Consider the following 24,266-nt stretch of genomic DNA (forward strand, 5'->3'; position numbering starts at 1 on the left):
GCTCGCTCCTGCAGGAGTTAACGCAAATGCTCGCGATTGAAGAGTCGGCCTTATTCCATGTCTTTGAGCCAGGCAGTGTCTTTGAACCACTTGTCATGGATGCGATCGTAGGTGCCGTCTTCGTGGATCTGGTGCAGGAAGTTGTTGATGTAGTTGATGCTGTCGTAGTCGCCTTTCTTCAGACCGAAGGCCAGCGGCTCGTAGGTGAATGGCTTGTCGAGGAACACCAGCTTGCCGTTACCGAACTTGTTGACGGCCACAACGTTGTACGGGGCGTCATAGATAAACGCATCGGCCTTGCCGTTTACCACGTCCAGTACCGCTTCCGGTTCGTTGTCATAGCCGTGGTACTGGGCTTTTGACATCAGTTTGCGGGCGACGATTTCACCCGTGGTGCCGATCTTCGAAGTCAGGCGGTATTGCGGGTCGTTGAGGTCTTTGTAGGACTTGACCTTGTCTTCCAGTTCTTTGCGAATCAGCAGGGTCTGGCCCACAACAATGAAGGGTTCGCTGAAATTGAGGCGCAGGTTGCGCTCCTGGGTCAGGGTCATGCCGCTGCCGATCATGTCGAACTTGTTGGTCATCAGGGCCGGGATGATGCCGTCATAGCCGGTGGACACCAGTTCCAGTTTGACGCCCATGGACTTGGCCATGGCTTTGAGCAGATCGACTTCGAAGCCAATGATCTGACCGCGTTTGTTAGTCATTTCGAACGGCATGTAGGTCGGGTCCATGCCCACTTTCAACGTACCGCGCTTGACCGCGTCCTCGATTGCGCCTGCATGAGCGGCGCTCACCGCCAGCAGTGCAGTGACACCGCACAGCAGTTTTGACAGAAACTTCTTCATCATCAACTCCCCTCGACCTGCTTATAAAGGTGTTGGCCAGCGGCGGGCTCGATTCAAAAAGCCAATAAAGCCGGGCACTCACCCATTCGGAGACGGATGCTAACTCACAGAAGGGTTATGAGACGAGTTTTGCGATAGAAAAGCGCGACAGGCGGGGGGGGTGCAGGCAGGTGTGATTTATAGCGGGTGATCTGTGTGGCAGCCGGCTTGCCGGCGATGCTATCGCGGACAAGCCTGCTCCCACAAAAGCAGGAGCAGGTTGCTCGCGTTAGATCATGCTGCCGGTTGCAGGGGCAGCAACGGCGCGTGAGGATCGGCCGCAACCGATTCACGCCAGGCGTTCAGCCAGTCTTCGTGGCCTTCGCTCCATACCAGCGCATGCAGGCGGCCCAGTGCAACCGGGTCGCTCAACAACGCCATGCGCTCGTTATTGTTCAGACCCTGAGGCCCGACCTTGAGAGCATGACGCACGCGCTCGGCCCGCAGCCATTCAATCGGCTCGGCGGCACGGTGACGCGAGGTCGCCAGGCCACAGGCCAGGGCGTTCTGCTGCGGATCAACCACGGCCCGGACAAAGCCGTCATGCAGCGCGCGGTAGCGGTTCTCGTGGGTGTACTCGGCGGTAGCCGACAACTCACGGGGCGGCGCGTATTCCTCAGGAATCAGGAACAGGCTTTCGTCACGGGACTTGAGGCCCAGCTTGACCCGGCTGGAAATCACCGACACCGGAATCGACAGCATCAGCGAACCGACAATCGGCACCAGCCACCACAGAAAGCTCGGGTTCAACCACAGTACCAACCCGGCCCAGGCCGCACCCAGCAGGGTTTGCGGGCCATGCCGGCGAACGGCTTCGCTCCATGGGGTGGAGTCGTCGTCGCGTTGTGGCGAGTTCCAGGTCGCAGCCCAGCCAAGGAACGCAGCCAGTACAAAGCGGGTGTGGAAGATCATGCGCACCGGTGCCAGCAGCATCGAGAACAGCATTTCCAGCAACATCGACAACGTGACCTTGAACTTGCCACCGAACTCTTTGGCGCCCTTGGCCCAGATCAGAATGATGCTAAGCAATTTAGGCAGGAACAGCAGCACGATGGTGGTCGAAAACAGCGCCACGGCCTTGTCCGGGTGCCATTGTGGCCACAGCGGATACAACTGGCGCGGTTCCATGAAGTACTGCGGCTCCATCAGCGTGTTGACCGCCAGCAAGGCCGTCGACAGCAACAGGAAGAAGAACCACAACGGTGCTGACAGATACGACATCACACCCGTCAGGAACACCGCGCGATGCACCGGGTGCATACCCTTGACCAGGAACAGGCGGAAGTTCATCAGGTTACCGTGGCACCAGCGACGGTCACGCTTGAGTTCGTCCAGCAGGTTTGGCGGCAGTTCTTCATAGCTGCCCGGCAAGTCGTAGGCAATCCATACGCCCCAACCGGCACGACGCATCAACGCGGCTTCAACGAAGTCGTGGGACAGGATCGCCCCCGCAAAAGCCCCTTTACCCGGCAGTGGCGCCAGGGCGCAGTGCTCGATAAAAGGTTTCATGCGGATGATTGCGTTGTGGCCCCAGTAGTGGGATTCACCCAGCTGCCAGAAGTGCAAACCGGCGGTAAACAGCGGCCCGTATACCCGCGTCGCAAATTGCTGCATGCGTGCATACAGGGTATCCATACCCGACGCCCGTGGCGCGGTCTGGATGATGCCGGCGTCTGGCGTGGCTTCCATCAAGCGCACCAGGCTGGTCAGGCATTCGCCGCTCATGACGCTGTCGGCGTCGAGCACCACCATGTACTTGTAATCGCCGCCCCAGCGACGGCAGAAGTCGTCGAGGTTGCCGCTTTTACGTTTCACACGACGGCGCCGACGGCGATAGAAAATCCGCCCGAAGCCTTCTGTTTCGCGGCACACATCCAGCCAGGCCTGTTGTTCGGCAACACAGATATCAGGATCGTTACTGTCGCTGAGCACGAAGAAGTCGAAGCGATCCAGATCACCGGTGGCGGCGACCGACTCGTACGTAGCCCGCAGGCCCGCAAACACGCGGGTCACGTCTTCGTTACAGATCGGCATCACCAGCGCCGTACGCGCCTGCTCCGGGATCGGCTCATTGCCGGCACTTTTACCGGAAATGCGGTATTTGTCATGCCCGGTCAGCAATTCCAGAAAGCCCATCAAGGCCGTCCAGAAACCCGCCGAAACCCAGCAGAACAGAATCCCGAACAAGATCAGGATGCTGGTCTGCAAGGCATACGGCAGCACTTGCTGCGCGGTCTGCATCAATGGCTGATGCAGCACTTCATCAAGGTCTACGAAGGCCCAGCCCTGATACGGCATGATCCCTTTCATGTACCAGCCGGCGACGATGGTCTGACCCAGCATCAGGACCAGCAGGATGTAACGGCGGATCGAACCCACCGTACGCCAGCGGGCCTTGGGCAGCACCCGCTCGTCGATTACCGGCTTGGGCGGATTGCTGCGCCCGGTCAAACGACGCCAGCCACGCACCAGAATATTGGTCCGCCACGGCTCGGGCACCACTTTGGTACGGCGAATCGGCGGTGTGGCCTTGAGCATCACCCGGCCGCTGGCGTCGAGGGCGAGCATTTCTGCTTCCTCGAGCTCAGCTGCCGAACTCAGGTTAAGCCGCGTGCCCACCGAAGCCTGGGCGGCCTCGGCAGCATCGATGTCCGATTGCGCCGACAAACGCGCGTGCAACTCGGCGAACGAGGTGCAGCTCGCCAGTTCGGCGCGCTGCTCATCGTTCAGTGGCAAGTGCGCCAGATACTCGCCGAGCGAGTCTGGCCGGGCTTGAGCGTTACTCATCGGCGGGCAACTGGTAGCTCCAGGTCTCGGTCAACACTTTCTCAGTCTTGACCGGTTCTGGCGTGGCCGGTGCAGCTTCGGCTTCAGGCGCCTTGGCGTTGTGCTCTTGCTTGTCCTTGACCTTGGCCGCAGCTTTTTCGGCTTTGGTGACAGGCGCTGCAGGTTTGGCCGCCGGGGTTTCTACATCCTGGACCAGTGCCGCACGCATTTCCGTGGCCTTGCTCGGGTCTTTGATTTTCATCCGCAGGGTCAGGCGCCAGCCTTTGGTCTCAGGGTTGTAACGTACGTTGTTTTCAACCAGGTCGGCATTGTCGCCGACACTGACCTGGCTACGCACAGGGGTATTTTCAGGCAGTTTTGCAAGCGACGGGCCTTCGAAATCGACCAGGTACGCCACGCTGCCGTCCGGCTGACGGATCAGGTTGGACTGCTTGACGTCACCAGTGGAACGCAAGGTCTGCTTGACCCACGCGCTGTCCGTCGGGTGCAGGGCAGCCTCATCCAGGGTCCAGTGCATGCGGTAGGCGAAATCAAACGGCTTGAGCGGCTCTGGCTGTGTTTCCGGGCTCCAGAACGCAACGATGTTGTCGTTGGTTTCGTCGGCAGTCGGAATTTCCACCAGGTTTACAGTGCCCTTGCCCCAATCACCCTGTGGCTCGATCCAGGCGCTCGGGCGCTTGTCGTAGCGGTCATCAAGGTCTTCGTAGTGGCTGAAGTCGCGACCACGTTGCAGCAAGCCAAAGCCCAGCGGGTTTTCAACCGAGAAGTTGCTCACCGACAGGTGTTTCGGGTTGTTCAGTGGACGCCAGATCCACTCGCCATTGCCGGCATGGATCGCCAGGCCCGACGAATCGTGCAGTTCGCGACGATAGTTGAGGACCTTGGACGGCTGGTTGGCGCCGAACAGGTACATGCTGGTCAGCGGAGCGATGCCCAGCTTGCCCACTTTGTCACGCAGGAACATTTGCGCCTTGACGTCCACCACTGTGTCCATGCCCGGACGCAGGGTAAAGCGGTAAGCACCGGTCGCACGCGGCGAGTCAAGCAAGGCGAAGATCACCAGATGCTTGTCGTTCGGCTTGGGCTTCTCGATCCAGAATTCGGTGAAACGCGGGAACTCTTCGCCCGATGGCAATGCAGTGTCGATTGCCATGCCACGCGCCGACAGACCATAGATCTGGTCTTTGCCCACTACGCGAAAGTAGCTCGCGCCGAGCATGGTCATGATTTCGTCCTGCTTGTCCGCCTTGTTGATCGGATACAGCACGCGGAAACCGGCCCAGCCGAGATTTTCGGTGGCCTTGGGGTCGAACTTGACGTCACCGAAGGAGAAACGGCTCGGGTCGTACTTGATCTCTTCGACCTTGGTGGCAGTCACTTCATTGATTTTCACCGGCGTGTCGAAATGCATGCCCTGGTGATAGAAGGACAACTTGAACGGGGTTTTATCCCCGGCCCACTGGGCTTTGTCGCGGTTGAACTGAATTTTTTGGTAGTCCGCGAACTTCATGTCACGGAACTCATTAGGCAAATTGCTGCGTGGCGCTTGGTATTTCTGTTCAGCCAGGGTCTTCGCCTCGGCCGCCACGTCATCCAGACTGAATGCCCACAGTTGACCCGCACCGAACAAGCAAAAGAGCGCAGAGCCCGTCACCAGTGCGTTGCGTAACCGCTTGGCAGACATTTTTGGTGCATTAATTGGACTAACAATCACGAGCAAACCTCGCCGAAAACAGATGATGAAACCAACGGCCAGCGATCTAAATGCCAGGTTGGCGAGCACTCTTCCGACAGCCAAAGGGATGAATGATTCCCCAAGACAGTAGGACAAGACTCTATGTAGCGCAGGATTATCTAGTAGGCCGCGTTACAACGCATCTAGTCTCAGCAAGTATTTATCGCTAAAACCCCCTGTTTTCGGACGAAAACGAGGTTTTTCGGGTTTTTATGTATGTAACAAAAATGTAACCGGGCCGTCGTTGACCAAATGCACCTGCATATCGGCTCCAAAGCGGCCCGATTCGACATTTGGATGCAGACGTTTGGCATCGTTTAACAGGTGATTGAACAGCGCCTCGGCCTGCGCAGGGGGCGCTGCCGTGGAGAAGCTCGGGCGCAGGCCGCTTTTGGTATCGGCCGCCAGGGTGAACTGCGAAACCAGCAGCAAACCGCCGCCTATATCGGCCAGCGACAGGTTCATTTTGCCCTCGGCATCACTGAACACCCGATAGTTGAGCAATTTGTGCAGCAACTTGGCGGCATTGGCTTCGGTGTCATCCGGCTCGACGGCGACCAGCACCAGCAAGCCCTGATCGATGGCACCGACAGTTTCTCCGCCAACCTCTACCCGTGCGCTGCTGACCCGCTGTAACAGCCCCTTCATGCTTCGTCGGGCTGCAAGCGCAGCAGACGGCGGGCCATTTGCTCGGTGGCACGCACCAGCGCGTCAGTAATACCGGGTTCGGAGGCCACATGCCCGGCCTCCCGAATCACTTGCAGCTCGCTGTCGGGCCAGTTCTTGTGCAGCTCCCAGGCATTGTCCAGCGGGCAGATCATGTCGTAACGACCGTGCACTATTACACCCGGCAGGTGGGCAATCTTGTGCATGTCGCGGATCAGCTGGTTGGACTCCAGAAACGCATTGTTCATGAAGTAATGGCACTCGATCCGGGCAATCGACAGGGCCCGGTGCGGATCGCAGAAGCGGTCGACCACTTGCGGGTTGGGGCGCAAGGTAGCAGCACGCCCCTCCCAGGCCGCCCACGCCTTGGCCGCATGCATCTGGGCAATCTGGTCATTACCGGTCAGGCGCTTATGGAAAGCCGTCAGCAGGTCATGACGCTCTTCTTCGGGGATCGGCGCGACATACTCTTCCCAGTAATCCGGGAAAATCCGGCTGGCACCCGACTGATAGAACCATTCGATTTCTTGTGGGCGGGCCAGAAATATTCCGCGCAGGATCAGGCCCTGTACGCGTTCGGGATGGGTCTGCGCGTACGCCAGCGACAGGGTCGAGCCCCATGAGCCGCCAAACACCACCCACTGCTCGATACCCAGGTACAGACGGATGCGCTCCATATCTGTGACCAGATCCCAGGTGGTGTTGTTTTCGAGGCTGGCGTGAGGGGTCGAACGCCCGCAACCGCGCTGATCGAAGGTAATGATGCGGTACAGGTTGGGATCGAAATAGGAGCGGCTATTGGCATCGCAGCCCGACCCTGGCCCGCCGTGGACAAACAGCACCGGCAAGCCGTCCGGGGAGCCACTTTCATCAATGTAGAGCACATGCGGCTCGTCCACCGCCAGTTCATGCCGGGCGTAGGGTTTGATCTGCGGGAACAAGGTCTGCATTACGCACTCCATGTGGGGCTGAAAAAATGTTGCCGTCTGGCATCATAAACCCGATTGCTGGAATGAGCATGCGCAGATGAATACGCCGAAAAACTCGCAGCAGCGAGCTTTTCCATCCATTGGCAAGCTCGCTCCTGCAGGGTTCAGGTCAAGCGTAGCGCTGCTGGCCCCACTGGATAATCCGCGCCAGCAATTGCTTGAGCACTTCCTGAGTCGGCGCTGCCAGATCCTGGCGATATTTGAACGGCTCGAACTCTTCCATGTAGGTGCTCTGCGCCAGCTCCAGCTGCACGGCGTGGATGTTATCCACAGGGCTACCGTAATGACGGGTGATGTGGCCGCCCTTGAAGCGCCCGTTCAGCACGTGACTGTAGGCCGGATGCTCGGCGCAGATCGCTTGCAGATCGCTGGCCAGGGCCGGGTCGCAACTGGCGCCATTGAAGGTCCCCAGGTTGAAGTCCGGCAGGCGACCGTCAAACAGGTGCGGCACCTGGGAGCGGATCGAGTGCGCGTCGAACAGCAGCGCATAGCCAAACTCATCCTTGAGGCGCTTGAGCTCCTGCTGCAAGGTCTGGTGGTAAGGCTTCCAGATGTGCTCCAGATAGGTCGCCCGTTCTGCCGCCGACGGCACCTGCCCCTCGCGAAACAAGGGTACTCCGTCGAACAGCGTGGCCGGGAACAGACCGGTGGTTGCCCCCACGTACATCGGCGCATCGTCTTCGGGGCGATTGAGGTCAATCACAAAGCGCGAATACTCGGCCGCCAGGGTGCTGGCCCCCAGATCGGCAGCAAAGTCGTAAAGCTGCGGGATATGCCAGTCGGTATCCGGCAGGCTTTGTGCTTCGGGAATCAGACCGGCTTTAACGGCCGGGGTCAGCTTCAGGCCGGCGTGGGGCATGCTGATCAGCAATGGCACGCGACCCTGTTTGAATGTCAGAACCTTATCCACAAGCGTTTCTCCTAAAGCTCAACGTCGGCGCCATTGCGCACGACGCGTTTATCCAGATCACCACCCAGCCAATAGGCCAGGTCTGCCGGCCGATCGATGTTCCAGGCCACAAAATCGGCCACTTTGCCCGGTTCCAGCGAACCGTGGGTCTGGCCCATGCCCAATGCCGTTGCAGCGTGCTGTGTAACCCCGGCCAGAGCTTCTTCAGGGGTCATGCGGAACAGTGTGCAGGCCATGTTCAGCATCAGGCGCAGCGACAGACCTGGCGACGTGCCGGGGTTGAGGTCGCTGGCGATGGCGATTTTAACCCCGTGTTTGCGCAAGGCATCCATGGGCGGCAGTTGAGTTTCGCGCAGGAAATAGAACGCACCCGGCAACAGCACCGCCACAGTGCCCGATTTGGCCATGGCGATGGCGTCGTCTTCGGTCATGAACTCCAGATGATCCGCCGACAGCGCCTGATAGCGTGCCGCCAGACTGGAACCGTGCAAGGACGACAGTTGCTCGGCATGCAGCTTGACCGGCAACTCCAGCGCCTGCGCCACCTTGAACACCCGCTCCACCTGTTCAGGGGAAAACGCCAGGTATTCGCAGAACGCATCCACCGCATCCACCAGCCCTTCAGCTGCCAGCGCCGGGAGCATTTCGCTGCAGATATGCTCGATGTAGTCATCAGCCCGGTCTTTGTATTCCGGCGGCAAGGCGTGGGCCGCCAGACAGGTGCTGCGCACCGTCACCGGCAACTCCTGGCCGAGGCGACGAATCACCCGCAGGATTTTGCGTTCGCTCTCAAGGCTCAGGCCGTAACCGGACTTGATCTCGACGCTGGTCACACCGTCTCGCAACAGACAGGTCAGACGCTGACGGGCACTGGCAAACAACTCATCTTCACTGGCAGCACGGGTCGCCCGCACGGTACTGGCAATGCCACCACCGGCGGCGGCGATTTCGGCATAGCTCACACCTTGCAGGCGCTGCTCGAACTCGCCGCTGCGGTTACCGCCAAAGACCGTATGCGTGTGGCAATCGATCAGCCCCGGGGTGACCCAGGCGCCTTGCAGTTCTTCGGTCCGGGCGTACTCGCCCACTGGCAATTGCAGACGCGGGCCGATCCACTCAATGAAACCCTCACGGGTCACGATGGCCGCATCCTCGATGATTGAGTACGTGCCATTGGCCATGGTCGCGACATTGCAGTGTTGCCACAGGGTTTTCATTCGCTCACTCCGTCAATGATCAAAAACTCAGGAAAGCTCGGGAGCTTCTTCAACCGCAGCGCCGGCAGCCGGTTTTACCCACAGCAGGTAAGCCACCACCAACAGCACAATCCAGACCGCACCCACCATCAACGCCGCCTGAGTTTCAGGGAAGTAGCCCAGCACGCCGAAGATAAACACCATGAACACGATGGCGGCAATGGGTGCATAGGGCCAGAACGGCACCGGAAACTTGAGCTCGGCCACTTGTTCACGGGTCATGGAGCGGCGCATGGCTACCTGGGTCACCAGAATCATCAACCATACCCACACGGTGGCGAAGGTCGCAATCGAGGCGATAACCAGGAAGATGTTTTCCGGGATCAGGTAGTTAAGCAGCACCCCGGCCAAAAGTGTGACCCCCATGACCAGAACGGTCATCCACGGCACACCGTGACGGGAGATTTTGGCAAAGCCTTTAGGCGCCTGCCCCTGCTGGGCCAGACCGAACATCATGCGGCCTGCGCCGAAGATGTCGCTGTTGATTGCCGACACGGCTGCCGAAATCACCACGATGTTGAGGATGGTAGCCGCCGAGCTGATGCCCAGGCTGTCGAAAATCTGCACAAACGGACTGCCCTGGCTGCCAATCTGGGTCCATGGGTAAATGGCCATCAGCACAAACAGGGTCAGCACGTAGAACAGCAAAATCCGCAACGGGACTGCGTTGATTGCCTTGGGAATGACGCGCTGCGGGTCTTTGGCTTCGCCGGCAGTGATGCCGATAATTTCAATGCCGCCAAACGCAAACATCACCACTGCAAACGAAGCGATCAAACCGCCGATGCCGTTGGGCATAAAGCCGCCATAGGCCCAGAGATTGCTGATCCCGGTTGCGGCTGCGTCCGTGCTGGAGGTTCCGATGCCAAACAGCATGATGCCGAAACCGCCCAGAATCATTGCCACAATGGCGGCAACTTTGAGCAGCGACAGCCAGAACTCCATTTCACCGAAGACTTTGACGCTGCACAAATTCAACCCGCCGATCAGCAGCACGATGCCCAGCACCCAGATCCAGCGCGCCACTTCGGGAAACCAGAAGCCCATATAGATACCGAAGGCGGTGATATCGGCCAGACACACGATGATCATCTCGAAGGCATAGGTCCAGCCGAGGATAAAGCCGGACATCGGCCCCAGGTAGGTACTGGCGTAATGACCGAACGAGCCGGACACCGGATCGCGCACGGCCATTTCCCCCAGTGCGCGCATCACCATGAAGACCGCGGCGCCACCAATCAGGTACGCCAGCAGCACAGCAGGTCCAGCCATTTGGATGGCAGCGGCTGAACCATAAAAAAGACCCGTTCCGATCGCTGAACCCAGCGCCATAAAACGGATGTGACGGGCCGATAGCCCGCGCTTCAAACCTTGAGTTTGACTTTGCATTTCGCGTCCCTAGTTATTTTTGTCGGCGAAAACAGATACGCAGAGCGCTCAACGAGCGCTCTGCGTTTTTTGGGTTACAGGCTTGGAAGAACGTTGGCAGGCACCAGCTCATTCAGACAGCGCGAGGCCAGCAACTGCATGGCGGCTTCGATATCCGGGGCGAAGAAGCGGTCTTTTTCGTAGAATGCGACCTTGCTACGCAAAGTGGTACGGGCAATTTCAAGCTTGACCGAGGTTTTCAGGCCATCACGCAGATCAAGCCCCTGGCACGCCGCCAGCCACTCGACCGCCAGCACGCCACGGGTGTTCTCGGCCATTTCCCACAGACGCTTGCCTGCAGCCGGAGCCATCGAGACGTGGTCTTCCTGGTTGGCCGAGGTGGGAATGCTGTCGACGCTATGGGGATGGGCCAGTGCCTTGTTCTCGCTGGCCAGGGCCGCAGCCGTCACCTGAGCGATCATGAAGCCGGAGTTGACGCCGCCATTGGCCACCAGGAACGGCGGCAGTTGCGACATGTGCTTGTCCATCATCAACGAGATACGGCGCTCGCTCAGCGAACCGATTTCTGCAATGGCCAGGGCCATGTTGTCGGCCGCCATGGCAACCGGCTCGGCGTGGAAGTTGCCGCCCGAGATCACGTCGCCCTGCTCGGCAAACACCAGCGGGTTGTCCGATACGGCGTTGGCCTCAATGCCCAGCACTTCGGCGGCCTGGCGGAACTGGGTCAGGCAGGCACCCATCACTTGTGGCTGGCAACGCAGGGAGTACGGGTCTTGCACCTTGTCGCAGTTTTTGTGCGACTCGGACACTTCGCTGCTGGTGCCCAGCAGATCACGGTAGATCGCAGCGGCGTCGATTTGCCCGCGCTGGCCACGTGCGGCATGAATGCGCGGGTCGAACGGCGAGCGCGAACCCAGTACTGCTTCCACCGTCAGGCCGCCGCAGGCCATGGCGGCGGCAAACAGGTCTTCACCTTCAAACAGGCCGCGCAGCGCGTAGGCAGTCGACACCTGAGTGCCGTTGAGCAAGGCCAGCCCTTCCTTGGCCGCCAGGGTCAGCGGCTCAAGGCCGGCCTGCTTCAAGGCCGCAACGGCATCCAGCCATTGACCTTTGTAGCGCGCCTTGCCTTCGCCCAGCAGCACCAGGGACATATGGGCCAAAGGCGCCAGATCGCCCGATGCACCCACCGAGCCTTTTAGCGGGATGTGCGGATAAACCTGGGCATTGATCAAGGCGATCAAGGCGTCGATCACTACGCGGCGAATACCGGAGAAACCACGGCTCAGGCTGTTGACCTTGAGCACCATGATCAGGCGCACCATGTCATCGCTCAACGGCTCGCCGATACCGGCCGCATGGGACAGCACCAGCGAACGCTGGAGGTTTTCCAGGTCTTCGCTGGCAATTTTTGTCGAAGCCAACAAACCAAAACCGGTATTGATGCCATAGGTGGTGCGGTTCTCGGCAAGGATTTGCTCGACGCAGGCCACGCTGGCATCAATCTGCGCCGAAGCGCTTTCGTCCAGACTGAGGGTTACCGGCTGCTGATAAATGTCACGCAGTTGGGCAAGGCTCAGTTGACCGGGGATCAGGTTTAAACGGTTCACATTAATGCTCCTTTGAAATTCTTGTTGGCTGCCAGTCACTGCGGGCTTTTTCAAATTGATGTTTGCAGGCTAAATCGTCGCCGGCACTACGGGCAGCACAGCTGCCGTATGGGCGGGCGCATGGGTTTGGGCCGGTAAAATCAGGTGCTCGGGAACCGGCCGCGCCCACTTCCTTGCAGCCCAGTAATACAGGGCTGCAGGCACGACCAGACCGATGATCCAGGAGATATCGGTGCCGCCCAGGCTATCCACCAGCGGGCCGGTATAAAAATGGGTCGACATAAAAGGCATTTGAATCAGCACGCCAAACACATAGACGCTCAAGCCAACCCGGTTCCAGCGGCCATATCGACCCTCGGGGTTGGACAGCGCCGGGATGTCGTAGCGTTCTTTGGTAATGCAGTAGAAATCCACCAGGTTGATCGCGCTCCAGGGCGTAAAAAACGCCAGCAGGAACAGGATAAAAGCGGAGAAATCCTTGAGGAACGAGTCTTTGCCCAACAGAGCCAGGGTGGTGGCCATGGCGACCATCACCAGGATGTAGAGCAGGCGCACGCCACCGGGAATCCGCCGGCTGCCGCGAAAGCCGCTGACGATGGTGGCGATGGACATGAAACTGCCGTAGGCATTGAGCGTGGTGATCGTCACCTTGCCGAAGGCCACGGCGAAATACAGCAACGCCGCCACAATGCCGGTGCCGCCCAGTCCGACAATGAACGACACTTCGTGGTGGGCGAATTGCGAGCCCGCCAGAGCGGCAGCCAGAACGCCGAACACCATGGCAATCTGGGCACCAATGACGGAACCCAGACTGATCGCCCAAAAGGTTTTGACCGGTGAAGTTTTGCTCGGCAGGTAGCGCGAGTAATCCGCCACATAGGGGCCAAACGCAATTTGCCACGAGGCGGACAGCGAGATCGCCAGCAAAAAGCTGCTGATGGAGAAATGCTTGTTGGCCAACAGCGCGCCAATGTCATTGCCGGCCAGCAGTTTGTAGAACAGATAGATGAAGGCAATCACCCCCAGCACACTGGCGATCCGGCCAATGCCGTGAATCACCCGGTAACCGAAGATGGTCAGGATCACGATAAAACCGGCAAAGGCGACAATGCCGATCCAGTCTTCAACATGCAGCAACTGGGCAATCGCTTGACCGGCCAGCAGCGAGCCGCTGGCCGAAAACCCGATATACATCAGGCACACCAGCACCAGCGGCACCACCGCGCCATACACCCCGAACTGCACACGGCTGGAGATCATCTGCGGCAAACCCAGTTGCGGACCCTGGGCACCGTGCAGCGCCATTACCGCGCCACCGAGCAATTGCCCGACAAACAGGCCGATCAGCGACCAGAACACCTCGCCGCCCAGCACCACGGCCAGCGCGCCCGTCACAATCGCCGTGATCTGCAGGTTGGCTCCCAGCCACAAAGTGAATTGACTGATGAGCCGACCATGACGCTCGGACTCGGGAATGTAGTCGATCGAGCGTTTTTCGATCAGCGGTGTTGCGCCTGCACGATCATCATTAACAGCCATGTGCCCCACCTCAAATAAAGGAAAACGGGATGTGCTCTGAATTTGGCTCGCCAGCGATGCAAACACCTCACTGCATCAGTCATTGCGAGGTGCTCTGATCGCTGGCAAGCCAGCGCCCACATTTTTTGCTGCCAGCCGGATCAGCCGTTGATCATCGGCAGGTTCAGGCCCTGTTCGTTGGCGCAGTCGATGGCGATGTCGTAGCCGGCATCGGCATGGCGCATCACGCCGGTGGCCGGGTCGTTGTGCAACACGCGGGCAATGCGCTCAGCGGCTTCGTCGGTGCCATCACACACAATCACCATGCCCGAGTGCTGCGAGAAGCCCATGCCTACGCCGCCGCCGTGGTGCAAGGACACCCAGGTCGCGCCACTGGCGGTGTTGAGCAAGGCGTTGAGCAGTGGCCAGTCGGATACGGCATCCGAGCCATCTTTCATCGATTCGGTTTCGCGGTTCGGGCTCGACACCGAACCGGAGTCCAGGTGATCGCGGCCGATCACGATCGGCGCTTTCAGCTCGCCGCTACGCACCATTTCGTTGAACGCCAGGCCCAGCTTGGCGCGCTGGCCCAGGCCAACCCAGCAGATACGCGCCGGCAGACCCTGGAAGCTGATGCGTTCGCGTGCCATGTCCAGCCAGTTATGCAGATGCGCGTCGTCGGCGATCAGCTCTTTGACCTTGGCATCGGTCTTGTAGATGTCTTCTGCATCGCCAGACAGAGCAACCCAACGGAACGGGCCTACACCGCGGCAGAACAGTGGACGTATATAGGCCGGTACGAATCCCGGGAAGTCGAAGGCGTTTTCAACGCCGACTTCTTTGGCCATTTGACGAATGTTGTTGCCGTAGTCGAAGGTTGGAATGCCGGCCTTCTGGAACGCCAGCATGGCTTCAACGTGTTCGCCCATCGAAGCCTTGGCGGCTTTGACCACGGCAGCCGGATCGGTCACGGCGCGGTCGCGGTACTGTTCCCAGGTCCAGCCTTTTGGCAGGTAGCCATTGAGCGGATCGTGGGCGCTGGTCTGGTCGGTGACCATGTCCGGGCGCACACCACGACGGACCATTTCGGGCAGCAGTTCGGCAGCATTCCCGCACAGGGCTATGGAGATGGCCTTGCCTTCAGCGGTGTATTTCGCGATACGGACCAAGGCGTCGTCCAGGTCGACGGCTTGCTCGTCGACATAGCGGGTGGCCAGACGGAAGTCGATGCGGCTCTGCTGGCATTCGATGTTCAACGAGCAGGCACCCGCCAGGGTCGCGGCCAGTGGCTGCGCACCACCCATGCCGCCCAGGCCTGCGGTCAGTACCCACTTGCCTTTAAGGCTGCCGTTGTAATGCTGACGGCCGGCTTCGACGAAGGTTTCGTAGGTGCCTTGCACGATGCCCTGGCTGCCGATGTAGATCCAGCTGCCGGCGGTCATCTGGCCGTACATGGCCAGGCCTTTGGCGTCGAGTTCGTTGAAGTGTTCCCAGGTGGCCCAGTGCGGTACCAGATTGGAGTTGGCGATCAGTACCCGCGGCGCGTTGCTGTGGGTCTTGAACACGCCGACCGGCTTGCCCGACTGCACCAGCAGGGTTTCGTCGTCGTTGAGGTTGGTCAGGCTTTCGACGATTTTGTCGTAGCACTCCCAGTTACGCGCTGCACGCCCAATACCGCCATATACCACCAGTTCGGTCGGGTTCTCGGCCACTTGCGGGTCGAGGTTGTTCATCAACATCCGCAGCGGAGCTTCGGTCATCCAGCTTTTGGCAGTGAGCTGGGTACCGCGGGCGGCGCGGATTTCACCATCACGATGACGGGTAAACGCAGCTGGCGATTTAGGGGTAGTTGAAGTCACGGGTAACTCCTCAGCGATGGGCAGATGCGTCGGGGACAAGAGGATCGACGCACACTTATGTACTTGTACATACAAGCATATGCAAGTAAGCGGCCAAGGTGCGATATCAGCCCGTGAAATTTAAGTATTCGAAGCTGCAAGGCACGAAAATCAAGGCGATGAGGGATGAAGGATTTTTTGCAGGGAGTAAAGGGCAAAGCGCAGGGATGTTACTGAAGCGGGGGTTTTGCGTCTTTTTGGGGCGTTCGGTAACAAGATGGGGCGCAGCAATGACTCAAACCTTGCAGGAGCGAGCTCTTGGTGGCCGCATTCAAGAGCTCGCGAGCAAGCTCGCTCCTACAGAGGCGTATGTGCGGCTTAGATCCCGCTCAACTCAATCACACAACAGCGGCCGGTTACCGTGATTTCCAGCAGTTCACTGTTGTCGTTCAGCTGCAGGCAGTCATAACGCCCCAGATGTTGCTGCTGAGTGTTACCCGGGCAGACATGGACTTGCTCATCGACAGCGAAAACCAGCAGGGTCCGGGCCGAGCTGAAGAAACGCTGCGGTGTTACCGCGTCCAGCCACTGCAGGCGCGCACTGTAACGATCCGGGGCGTAGATCAGGTTGAAGTCGCGGATTGGTCCGTCAATCAAGGTGCAACTGACCGCGCTGTCACCTTTGAATGCATAGGCATCGAACGGCAGCAGGGCCCGGGTGCTGGCGCCATCGACCTGCAGGTTCATGCCCGCGCCTTGCAGCACGCTGATAATTCGCTGATAGCCATCGAAGCGGGAAAATCCGCCCGACTCACCAATATCGGCAATCGACAGGCGCCAGCCGAAACCTTCAAGGCCTTCCCCGGCGTCACGGGTAATTTCTTCGGTGCTGCCGCCGCCGTTTTTCCACGGCATGCGCGGGTAATCAACAGCGCGTAAAACTTTCAATTCATTCATTTACTGAAGCGTCCTTCCAGGCGATGGCGGGAACCGGGGTGGATCAACCGGGCGGCGGTAACAGGCTGACGCCCGGACCAGGTGCGACGGCGGATCAGCAAGCAGGGTTCGCCGGGTTCGATTTGCAGCAGTTTGCACTCTTGGGAGTCAGCCAGAATCGCTTCGACAATGTGCTCACCCTCGGTCAGGGGTGCGACCTGGGACAGGTAGGCGTAGGGCGTTTGCAAAGTGAAGTCTTGCTTCAAGTAGTCCGGCGCCACCTGGGCATTGACGAAACGGTCCTCAATTTGCACGGCAATTTCGTTTTCGTAATGCACGATCAATGAGTGAAACACCTTCTGCCCTTCGCGCATGTCGAGTACGGCCGCGCGCTCTGAACCGGCAAGCTCTTCACCCAGGCTGATCACCTTGCAGGAGTGCCGGTGCCCGCGAGCGGCGATTTCATCGGCAATGTTATTCACTTCAAACAAGGCCGACTGGGTTTTGGGCTCGGCGACAAAGGTGCCGACACCTTGCATACGCACCAGCAGGCCGTCGGCGGTCATTTCACGCAGCGCACGGTTGATGGTCATGCGGCTGAAGCCCAACTGGCTGACCAGTTCGCTTTCAGAGGGCACGCGGTAATGCGGAGGCCAGTTCCCGCTCTGGATTTGCTGGGTGATCATCTGCTTTACACGGGCGTATAGCGGGGCCGGGCTATCGCCCATGTGGGCGGCCAGCGGGGACACGACAGGCGGAGTCGACACAGGCAATCCTTGTTTATGAGTTAGGGGCTTAGATTGCCGGAGTTTACCGAGCAGGCAAACGTCTGTATATGTATATACAAATAACAAGCCATGGGATGCCGAACCAATGTCCGTCTTCTTTGCCGAGCGTGCGCTGTTACCTACAGGCTGGGCGACCAATGTCCGAATCGAGGTGGGTGCCGATGGCCGCCTGACCCGCATCCAGGCCAATGCCGACGCCCACGGCGCCGAACGCTTGAGTGGCCCGCTGCTGCCGGGCATGCCGAACCTGCACTCGCACGCGTTCCAGCGCGCCATGGCCGGGCTGGCCGAAGTCGCGGGCAATCCCGATGACAGTTTCTGGACCTGGCGCGACCTGATGTATCGGCTGGTCGGCAAAATCAGCCCCGAACAGCTCGGCGTCATTGCCCGGCAGCTGTATATAGAAATGCTCAAGGCCGGCTACACCTCGGTTGCCGAGTTTCATTACGTTCACCATGACCTCACGGGCCAGCCCTATGCCAACCCGGCAGAGCTGGCACTACGCATCAGCGAAGCGGCCCGTTCGAGCGGGATTGGCCTGACCCTGCTCCCTGTGCTGTACAGCCACGCCGGTTTCGGCGGCCAGGCGCCCAATGAGGGTCAGCGACGCTTTATCAACAGCACCGAGCAATACCTGCAACTTCAGCAACAGTTAAAGCCGCTGCTGGCACAACAACCGGCCCAGAACCTGGGCCTGTGTTTCCACTCGTTGCGCGCCGTGACCCCGCAACAGATCCACGATGTACTGGCTGCCAGCGACACCACCTGCCCGGTGCATATCCATATCGCCGAGCAGCAAAAGGAAGTCGACGACTGCCTGGTCTGGAGCGGCAAGCGCCCTATCCAGTGGCTGTATGACAACGTCGAGGTTGACCAGCGCTGGTGCCTGGTACACGCCACCCATGCCGATGCGGATGAAGTACGTCTGATGGCACAAAGCAAAGCGGTGGCTGGTTTGTGCCTGACCACTGAAGCCAACCTGGGTGACGGGATCTTTCCGGCGGTGGATTACCTGGCCCGGGGCGGTCGCCTGGGGATTGGCTCGGACAGCCACGTGTCATTGAGTGTGGTCGAAGAGTTGCGCTGGCTGGAATACGGCCAGCGCTTGCGTGACCAACGCCGCAACCGGCTGTATCGCAGCGATCAGCCCATGGTCGGGCGCACACTGTACGACGCGGCCCTGGCTGGCGGCGCCCAGGCGATGGGCCAGCCGGTAGCAGGTCTGGCCGTAGGCCAGCGCGCAGACTGGCTGGTGCTCGACGGCAAAGACCCGTACCTGGCCACTGCCCAGGACGACGCCATTCTCAATCGCTGGTTGTTTGCCGGTGGCGACCGCCAGGTGCGCGACGTACTGGTGAATGGCCAGTGGGTGGTCCGCGACGGCCATCACGCCGATGAAGAAGCCAGCTGCCGCGACTTCACCCGGGTATTGCGCGAGCTGTTGGGCTGACGGAGCGAGGTTGCCTGTAGGAGCGAGCTTGCTCGCGAGCTCTTTCAACCGCCGACAGCTCGCTCCTACAATGACTCTGGGCCTTGATGTTGTGCGGCCCATTCCCGCACCTCGGCATAGGGGTAGTTTTCCAATGCCGCAAACCCGGTAATCCCCCGGGCTTTCATTTTGGTAAACAACGGCACGCTGATCCCGCATAAAAACCGGGTCAGGCGTTCCGGCGGGGGATAACTTGCGGTGAATTCCTGATGCCTGTGGATAAAAGCAGCGCACAGCGCTTCAAAGTTTTTATCCACAAGCGGCGCCAGCGCGGGGGGTTCAGGCAAGTGCGCGACCTGCCCGGCACACACCGAGCAATGCCCGCATTGTTGCGGTGCCCGCCCGTCACCGAAGTAGTGCGCCAGGCGATAGCTCAGGCAGGTGTCACTGGCGAACAATGCCAACATGGCGTGAATGCGCACAATCTCGCCACGCTCATGGGCTGTGAAGTACTCATGCAGCTCCAGGCTCAGCGCCTCGACGTCAAACTCTGTCAGCAACAGGCTGTAAACCTCGGTCATCTGTTTGCTTTCAAGCTCGATCCAGCCCTTTTCCTGGAAATAATCCAGCGCTTTGACCACCCGGTTACGGTCGGCCTGATGCTGGCTGTACAGGGTGTCGAAATTGACCGTGGCCCAGGTCCGGGCACGGCTGGAGGTCTGGATAATGGCCGAGACAAACTGCTGGCGCTCACCCTCGAATCTGGCCAGCAGTGCATCGGGCTCAATCAGGAACTTGAAACGGTACTCGGCAAAATACGCATAGCGCGGAGCAATCAGGCCACGCAATTCCAGCTGCACCAGCAGGGTCTTGAGCGGAAGCTGACGAATATTGCTCTGATCGGCCAAGGGCCCCAGCAAGAATTCCCACTGCCCTTCGGGGATGGCTGCACGCAGTTCTTCAAGCACACAGCGGATGCCCTGCAATTCGGGGGTGTCGCCGTACACAAAATTTTCCAGCACGTTGAGACTGTCACGATTGGCCAGAACCAGGCAGTCCGATGGCTGGCCATCACGCCCGGCGCGACCGATTTCCTGACTGTAGTTTTCGATCGACTTGGGCAAGTCGAAATGCACTACGTTGCGGATGTCGCTTTTATCGATGCCCATGCCAAAGGCGATGGTGGCCACGATGCAATTCAATTGCCCGCCCATGAACTGACGTTGAATGCCCTCGCGCTGATCGTGGGGCAAACCGGCGTGATAAGCGTTGGCGCTGATGCCGTTCTGGTTCAGATGCGCGGCGATCTGCTCCGCAGTCTTTTGCAGGGTGACGTAGACAATGCTCGGCTGGCCGCTGCGCTCGCCCATCCATTGCACCAGGCGCTGGCGCTTGGCGGCCCCGGTGACCGGCTCGACCCACAGGTTGAGGTTGGCGCGATAGAAACCGGTGGTGATCACATCCGCCTCGGCGATCGCGAATTTGCTCTGCATGTCGGCAATCACGTTGGGCGTGGCCGTTGCCGTGAGCAGCAAGGCTTGCGGGATGTTGAACTGACGCTGGTAGTCCGGCAGCTTCAAGTAGTCCGGGCGAAAGTTATGCCCCCACTCGGATATACAGTGGGCCTCGTCCACAACCAGTAACGAAATCGGCACCTGCTGCAAAAAATTGCGAAAACGCTCGTTCTTCAGGCGCTCAACCGAAATCATCAGGATCTTCAATTCGCCCGCTTTGGCCCGGGCCATGACCGCACTGGCGTCATCACGGCTTTGCGCCGAATCAATGCTGGCGGCGGCAATGCCATGGCGCTGTAAAAACGCCAACTGGTCCTGCATCAGCGCCAGCAGCGGCGACACCACCAGCGTCAGGTGCGGCAGCAGCAAGGCCGGCAGCTGGTAGCACAGCGACTTGCCCGAGCCCGTCGGAAAAATCGCGGCCGCCGAACGCCCGGCCAGCACGGCACTGATCGCCGCCTCTTGCCCGTCACGAAACTGTGGATAACCGAAAACCTGTTCCAGGGTGTTGTGCATAACTGTCACTCCATTGACCGCTGCAAAGCGCAAAACTCTAACCCGAGCCGTGCAGTCGATCGAGAAAAGGCAGCAGGCTTGACGCCACAAATTGATACAGAGAAAACCTGCACGCCTGGACAAAACCACAGACATTAACACGCCTGACCCGACCTGCCGCACGCAGCGACACCACGGGTATTAACCATGGAATTTATCTACAAAAGGACCCACCCATGCCTGAGGCGTTACCCCATCACCGGAATAAAGCATCGATTTCCATGCTGCAGCGCACCACTCTGCTCGTCCTGCCCGTGCTCCTTCTGGGCTGCGTCACACCAGCGCCCGCGCCGCCGGAACTGGACACAAGTGTCTTTGAAACAACTGAATACCTCGCACAGAAAGCCCTGCCGGTGGTCAAGGCCTCGACGCTCTATGCCCGGGGCGGCACCGGCCAGAACGTCAAGGTTGCCTTGATTGACTCGGGCATGAACGACACCCTTTCCGAGTTCCGGGGGCGTATTGCCGACCCCGGCCATGACTTTGTGCGCAAGCAACCGGGCACCGTCGACATCAAGGGCCACGGGACACAAATGGCCGGCATTATCGCCGCCAACAAAGACGACAAAGGCATGCATGGCATTGCCTTCAACGCCCAACTGATCCCCATGCGCTTTGGCGACGACAAGGAGCCGTTCTATTTCGACACTGAAATTGCCCGGGCGTGGCAACTCAGCCATGACAAGGGCGCACAAATCATCAGCAACTCATGGGCCAACCCGATTGAAGCCAACACCAATGAAGCCATTATTTATGAACGCCTGATGGGCGACTCCCTGGCGGCTGCCAAAAAGCTGGTGGCGGACGGCGCCGTCTTGGTGTTTTCCACCGGTAATGAAGTCAAGCGCGAACCCCTCGCCGAACCGGGCCTGCCCGCGCTGTACCCCGAACTGGAACCCGGCTGGATTGCGGTCATGGCCCTCAAGAGCGACGGCACTGCCATCAACCAGAAATCCAACTACTGCGGTCTGGCAGCACGCTGGTGTATTGCAGTACCCGGGGGCGACAGCGGGGATGGCTTGCTCACCACACGCGAGGACGGCAGCTATGGACCGACTATCGGAACCTCTCCTGCCGCGGCGCTGGTCAGCGGCGCCCTGGCAGCCCTGCAAAGCCGTTACCCGCAGATGACCCCGCAACAGTTGCGCGAGCGCTTGCTCAGCACGGCCAATCGCAGCGGCATCTATGCCAACAGCGAAGCTTACGGGCAAGGCTTGATGGATCTGGAGGCCGCTTCGCGCCCCGCCCCCGGCCAGTAAAGTGAGGACGCCGTCCCACTGGCTAAAGACCCATGGGCCTGCGTACCGTCTTGAGGTATTTTGCTGCTCACCCAAAGCCGATCTCGCCCAAACTGCCATACGGAGACTGCCGCCATGAAACTCGCCGCCGACCTGCCAGATAACCCGACCTTGCGCGAGCTGGTGCAACTGCTGCATGAAGAAATCGGCCTGCCGGAACACAAGACTGTCAGCCTGAAGACATCGATCAACCTTGACCTGGGCTGTAACGGCAGCGACGCCCTGCATTTGATGGAAGTCCTCGAGGAGCACTTCGGTCTGGACCTGGCGGACTACGATGCCTACCGCTATTTCCAGCCGGCAGGCAACGATCCGCATTTCAAGCGCGATGCCAAGGGCCGGGGCAATAAAGTGCCCCTGACCATCGGCATGCTGTACGCGGCGATAAACAGCGGGCAGTGGGACACGCACACCCTGGAAGGCTAAATTCCAGGCAGAAAAAAGCCGCCCTTGCAGGCGGCTTTTTCGTGGATCAAACAGCTGACCGCAAGCTTACAGCTTAGGGCCGGCAGCCTTGATCGCGTCGCTGACGTCGAACTTCTTGAAGTTCTCTACGAACAGGCCGGCCAGGGCTTTGGCAGCTTCGTCGTAGGCAGCTTTGTCAGCCCAGGTGTTACGCGGGTTGAGCAGCTCGGTGTCAACGCCCGGTACGGTCAATGGCACGTCGAGGTTGATGGTGTCCAGGTGCTCGGTTTCTGCACCGATCAGAGCGCCGCTCTGGATCGCTGCAATCACGCCGCGGGTAGTCGGAATGTTGAAACGCTTGCCAACGCCGTAGCCGCCGCCGGTCCAGCCGGTGTTAACCAGGTAAACCTTGGAGCCGAAGCCACGGATGCGCTTGATCAGCAGCTCTGCGTATTCGCCAGCCGGACGCGGGAAGAACGGTGCGCCGAAGCAGGTGGAGAAAGTCGACTTGATGCCGCTGCCCGAACCCATTTCAGTCGAGCCCACCAGCGCGGTGTAGCCGGACAGGAAGTGGTAAGCCGCCTGCTCTTCGCTGAGGATCGAAACCGGAGGCAGTACGCCAGTCAGGTCGCAGGTCAGGAAGATCACAGCGTTTGGCTCGCCGCCCAGGTTCTTCTCGGAACGCTTGGCAACGTGCTCCAGCGGGTAGGCTGCGCGGCTGTTCTGGGTCAGGCTGACGTCGGCATAGTCAGGGTGCTTGGCGTCGTCGATGACAACGTTTTCCAGCACCGCACCGTGCTTGATGGCTTTCCAGATAACCGGCTCGTTCTTCTCGGACAGGTCGATGCACTTGGCATAGCAACCGCCTTCGATGTTGAACACCACGCCTTCGCCCCAGCCGTGTTCGTCGTCACCGATCAGGTAACGGCTTTCATCGGCGGACAGGGTGGTTTTACCGGTGCCGGACAGGCCGAAGAACAGAGTCACGTCGCCTGCTTCACCGATGTTGGCGGCGCAGTGCATCGGCAGCACGTCAGCAGCCGGCAACAGGAAGTTCTGTACCGAGAACATGGCTTTCTTCATTTCACCGGCGTAACGCATACCGGCGATCAGCACTTTTTTCTGGGCGAAGTTGAGGATCACGCAACCGTCGGAGTTGGTGCCGTCACGCTCTGGCACGCATTCGAAGTTGGCCACATTGAGCACTTGCCATTCTTCACGACCGGCCGGGTTGTACTGAGCCGGGTTGATGAACAGGCAACGACCGAACAGGTTCTGCCAGGCAGTCTGGGTGGTCATCTTCACGGCCAGGTAGTGGTCTTCGGAAGCACCTACATGAACGTGGGAAACGAAGTGTTCCTGCGCATTGTTGAACGCCTCGACGCGGTCCCACAGAGCATCGAACTTGTCAGCCGGGAACTTGCGGTTGATCGCGCCCCAGGCAATGGCAGCCTGAGTAGTCGGCTCTTCAACAATGAAGCGGTCAGCTGGCGAACGGCCTGTACGGTGGCCTGTTTTAACTACCAGTGCGCCATTGTCGGCAAGCTCGCCTTCACCACGGCTCAGGGCTTCTTTGACCAGATCGTCGATGCTCAGATCGGTGTACACGGCGTTATTAGCTTGCGTCATGAGGTTCCCCGTCGGCCATTGGCCGAGTGCGCCAAACGTTTTGTAGTAGAAAAGTTTGCACTACTACCGCGAAAAAAGTGGGGCGGATTATGCCAGAAATGCCCAAAAAAAGTAGGGCCCACCTGTCAGA

Annotated in this window: 18 protein-coding genes; 3 read left to right on the forward strand and 15 right to left on the reverse strand. The window is 59.5% G+C overall.

All coding sequences use genetic code 11. The annotated features are described in order from the left end of the window. Window positions 1-50: 50 nt before the first annotated feature. The 13 genes from JQ848_RS21100 to hutC all read right to left on the reverse strand — a co-directional run bounded on the left by JQ848_RS21100 (window position 51) and on the right by hutC (window position 17,246). Window positions 51-848, reverse strand: a complete 798-nt coding sequence (locus JQ848_RS21100; RefSeq protein WP_003438717.1) for a transporter substrate-binding domain-containing protein — start codon at window positions 846-848, stop codon at window positions 51-53. Window positions 849-1,121: 273 nt separating this feature from the next. Further along, the gene (mdoH, locus tag JQ848_RS21105; RefSeq protein ID WP_003438715.1) at window positions 1,122-3,674 is read right to left on the reverse strand and encodes a glucans biosynthesis glucosyltransferase MdoH; all 2,553 of its coding nucleotides are present in this window, start codon (window positions 3,672-3,674) and stop codon (window positions 1,122-1,124) included. Continuing rightward, window positions 3,667-5,388: a glucan biosynthesis protein G gene (locus JQ848_RS21110; protein ID WP_010656299.1), complete on the reverse strand. Its 1,722-nt coding sequence runs from the start codon at window positions 5,386-5,388 to the stop codon at window positions 3,667-3,669. Before JQ848_RS21110 ends, mdoH begins: the two co-directional genes overlap by 8 nt. 231 nt (window positions 5,389-5,619) lie before the next feature. Beyond that, window positions 5,620-6,057, reverse strand: coding sequence for a D-aminoacyl-tRNA deacylase (gene dtd, locus JQ848_RS21115; protein ID WP_202211128.1), 438 nt, complete (start codon window positions 6,055-6,057; stop codon window positions 5,620-5,622). Then, window positions 6,054-7,025, reverse strand: coding sequence for a prolyl aminopeptidase (gene pip / locus JQ848_RS21120; protein WP_003438707.1), 972 nt, complete (start codon window positions 7,023-7,025; stop codon window positions 6,054-6,056). The genes dtd and pip overlap by 4 nt, the downstream gene beginning before the upstream one ends. 148 nt (window positions 7,026-7,173) lie before the next feature. After that, window positions 7,174-7,974, reverse strand: a complete 801-nt coding sequence (hutG, locus tag JQ848_RS21125) for an N-formylglutamate deformylase (protein ID WP_003438705.1) — start codon at window positions 7,972-7,974, stop codon at window positions 7,174-7,176. Between the two features lie 11 nt (window positions 7,975-7,985). After that, window positions 7,986-9,191 carry an imidazolonepropionase gene (hutI, locus tag JQ848_RS21130; protein ID WP_003438703.1) on the reverse strand — a complete coding sequence of 402 codons (1,206 nt, stop codon included), beginning with the start codon at window positions 9,189-9,191 and terminating at the stop codon, window positions 7,986-7,988. 27 nt (window positions 9,192-9,218) lie between these two features. Beyond that, window positions 9,219-10,619: an amino acid permease gene (locus tag JQ848_RS21135; RefSeq protein WP_010656302.1), complete on the reverse strand. Its 1,401-nt coding sequence runs from the start codon at window positions 10,617-10,619 to the stop codon at window positions 9,219-9,221. A 74-nt stretch (window positions 10,620-10,693) separates the two neighbouring features. Continuing rightward, window positions 10,694-12,226 (reverse strand): histidine ammonia-lyase, encoded by a 1,533-nt coding sequence (gene hutH, locus JQ848_RS21140; protein ID WP_003438698.1) that lies wholly within the window; start codon window positions 12,224-12,226, stop codon window positions 10,694-10,696. Window positions 12,227-12,295: 69 nt separating this feature from the next. Next, window positions 12,296-13,765: a purine-cytosine permease family protein gene (locus JQ848_RS21145; protein ID WP_202211129.1), complete on the reverse strand. Its 1,470-nt coding sequence runs from the start codon at window positions 13,763-13,765 to the stop codon at window positions 12,296-12,298. Between the two features lie 140 nt (window positions 13,766-13,905). After that, window positions 13,906-15,603, reverse strand: a complete 1,698-nt coding sequence (gene hutU / locus JQ848_RS21150; protein ID WP_060781838.1) for a urocanate hydratase — start codon at window positions 15,601-15,603, stop codon at window positions 13,906-13,908. 357 nt (window positions 15,604-15,960) lie between these two features. Further along, a complete protein-coding gene (locus JQ848_RS21155) occupies window positions 15,961-16,539 on the reverse strand; it encodes a HutD/Ves family protein (protein WP_003438691.1) in 579 nt (192 codons plus the stop codon). Continuing rightward, a complete protein-coding gene (gene hutC, locus JQ848_RS21160) occupies window positions 16,536-17,246 on the reverse strand; it encodes a histidine utilization repressor (RefSeq protein ID WP_165439545.1) in 711 nt (236 codons plus the stop codon). The genes JQ848_RS21155 and hutC overlap by 4 nt, the downstream gene beginning before the upstream one ends. A 145-nt stretch (window positions 17,247-17,391) precedes the next feature. Between hutC and JQ848_RS21165 the strand changes: the two genes are divergently transcribed. Beyond that, window positions 17,392-18,756 (forward strand): formimidoylglutamate deiminase, encoded by a 1,365-nt coding sequence (locus JQ848_RS21165; protein WP_127195693.1) that lies wholly within the window; start codon window positions 17,392-17,394, stop codon window positions 18,754-18,756. A 65-nt stretch (window positions 18,757-18,821) separates the two neighbouring features. Here JQ848_RS21165 and JQ848_RS21170 read toward each other — a convergent pair whose 3' ends face one another. Further along, a complete protein-coding gene (locus JQ848_RS21170; RefSeq protein ID WP_202211131.1) occupies window positions 18,822-20,765 on the reverse strand; it encodes a RecQ family ATP-dependent DNA helicase in 1,944 nt (647 codons plus the stop codon). A gap of 260 nt (window positions 20,766-21,025) precedes the next feature. On the opposite strand from JQ848_RS21170, the gene JQ848_RS21175 reads away from it, so the two are divergent. Both JQ848_RS21175 and JQ848_RS21180 read left to right on the forward strand, forming a co-directional pair. Then, on the forward strand, window positions 21,026-22,063 hold the full coding sequence (locus tag JQ848_RS21175; RefSeq protein ID WP_127195766.1) for a S8 family peptidase: 1,038 nt from the start codon (window positions 21,026-21,028) through the stop codon (window positions 22,061-22,063). A 114-nt stretch (window positions 22,064-22,177) separates the two neighbouring features. Further along, complete coding sequence (locus JQ848_RS21180) at window positions 22,178-22,528, forward strand: DUF1493 family protein (RefSeq protein WP_003438683.1); 351 nt, start codon at window positions 22,178-22,180, stop codon at window positions 22,526-22,528. A gap of 66 nt (window positions 22,529-22,594) precedes the next feature. On the opposite strand, the gene JQ848_RS21185 is transcribed toward JQ848_RS21180, so the two are convergent. Then, the gene (locus tag JQ848_RS21185) at window positions 22,595-24,136 is read right to left on the reverse strand and encodes a phosphoenolpyruvate carboxykinase (RefSeq protein ID WP_003438681.1); all 1,542 of its coding nucleotides are present in this window, start codon (window positions 24,134-24,136) and stop codon (window positions 22,595-22,597) included. Window positions 24,137-24,266: the final 130 nt, after the last annotated feature.

The organism is Pseudomonas paraversuta, assembly GCF_904067025.1.
In the GTDB taxonomy this organism is placed as follows: Bacteria; Pseudomonadota; Gammaproteobacteria; order Pseudomonadales; family Pseudomonadaceae; genus Aquipseudomonas; species Aquipseudomonas paraversuta.

Excerpts from the sequence above, each read along its gene's own strand:
- JQ848_RS21185 (WP_003438681.1), bottom strand. The coding sequence starts at position 24,136 with ATGACGCAAGCTAATAACGCCGTGTACACCGATCTGAGCATCGACGAT.
- JQ848_RS21145 (WP_202211129.1), bottom strand. The coding sequence starts at position 13,765 with ATGGCTGTTAATGATGATCGTGCAGGCGCAACACCGCTGATCGAAAAA.
- JQ848_RS21180 (WP_003438683.1), top strand. The coding sequence starts at position 22,178 with ATGAAACTCGCCGCCGACCTGCCAGATAACCCGACCTTGCGCGAGCTG.
- pip (WP_003438707.1), bottom strand. The coding sequence starts at position 7,025 with ATGCAGACCTTGTTCCCGCAGATCAAACCCTACGCCCGGCATGAACTG.
- JQ848_RS21175 (WP_127195766.1), top strand. The coding sequence starts at position 21,026 with ATGCTGCAGCGCACCACTCTGCTCGTCCTGCCCGTGCTCCTTCTGGGC.
- mdoH (WP_003438715.1), bottom strand. The coding sequence starts at position 3,674 with ATGAGTAACGCTCAAGCCCGGCCAGACTCGCTCGGCGAGTATCTGGCG.
- hutI (WP_003438703.1), bottom strand. The coding sequence starts at position 9,191 with ATGAAAACCCTGTGGCAACACTGCAATGTCGCGACCATGGCCAATGGC.
- hutC (WP_165439545.1), bottom strand. The coding sequence starts at position 17,246 with ATGGGCGATAGCCCGGCCCCGCTATACGCCCGTGTAAAGCAGATGATC.
- JQ848_RS21155 (WP_003438691.1), bottom strand. The coding sequence starts at position 16,539 with ATGAATGAATTGAAAGTTTTACGCGCTGTTGATTACCCGCGCATGCCG.
- dtd (WP_202211128.1), bottom strand. The coding sequence starts at position 6,057 with ATGAAGGGGCTGTTACAGCGGGTCAGCAGCGCACGGGTAGAGGTTGGC.
- JQ848_RS21135 (WP_010656302.1), bottom strand. The coding sequence starts at position 10,619 with ATGCAAAGTCAAACTCAAGGTTTGAAGCGCGGGCTATCGGCCCGTCAC.
- JQ848_RS21100 (WP_003438717.1), bottom strand. The coding sequence starts at position 848 with ATGAAGAAGTTTCTGTCAAAACTGCTGTGCGGTGTCACTGCACTGCTG.
- JQ848_RS21170 (WP_202211131.1), bottom strand. The coding sequence starts at position 20,765 with ATGCACAACACCCTGGAACAGGTTTTCGGTTATCCACAGTTTCGTGAC.
- JQ848_RS21165 (WP_127195693.1), top strand. The coding sequence starts at position 17,392 with ATGTCCGTCTTCTTTGCCGAGCGTGCGCTGTTACCTACAGGCTGGGCG.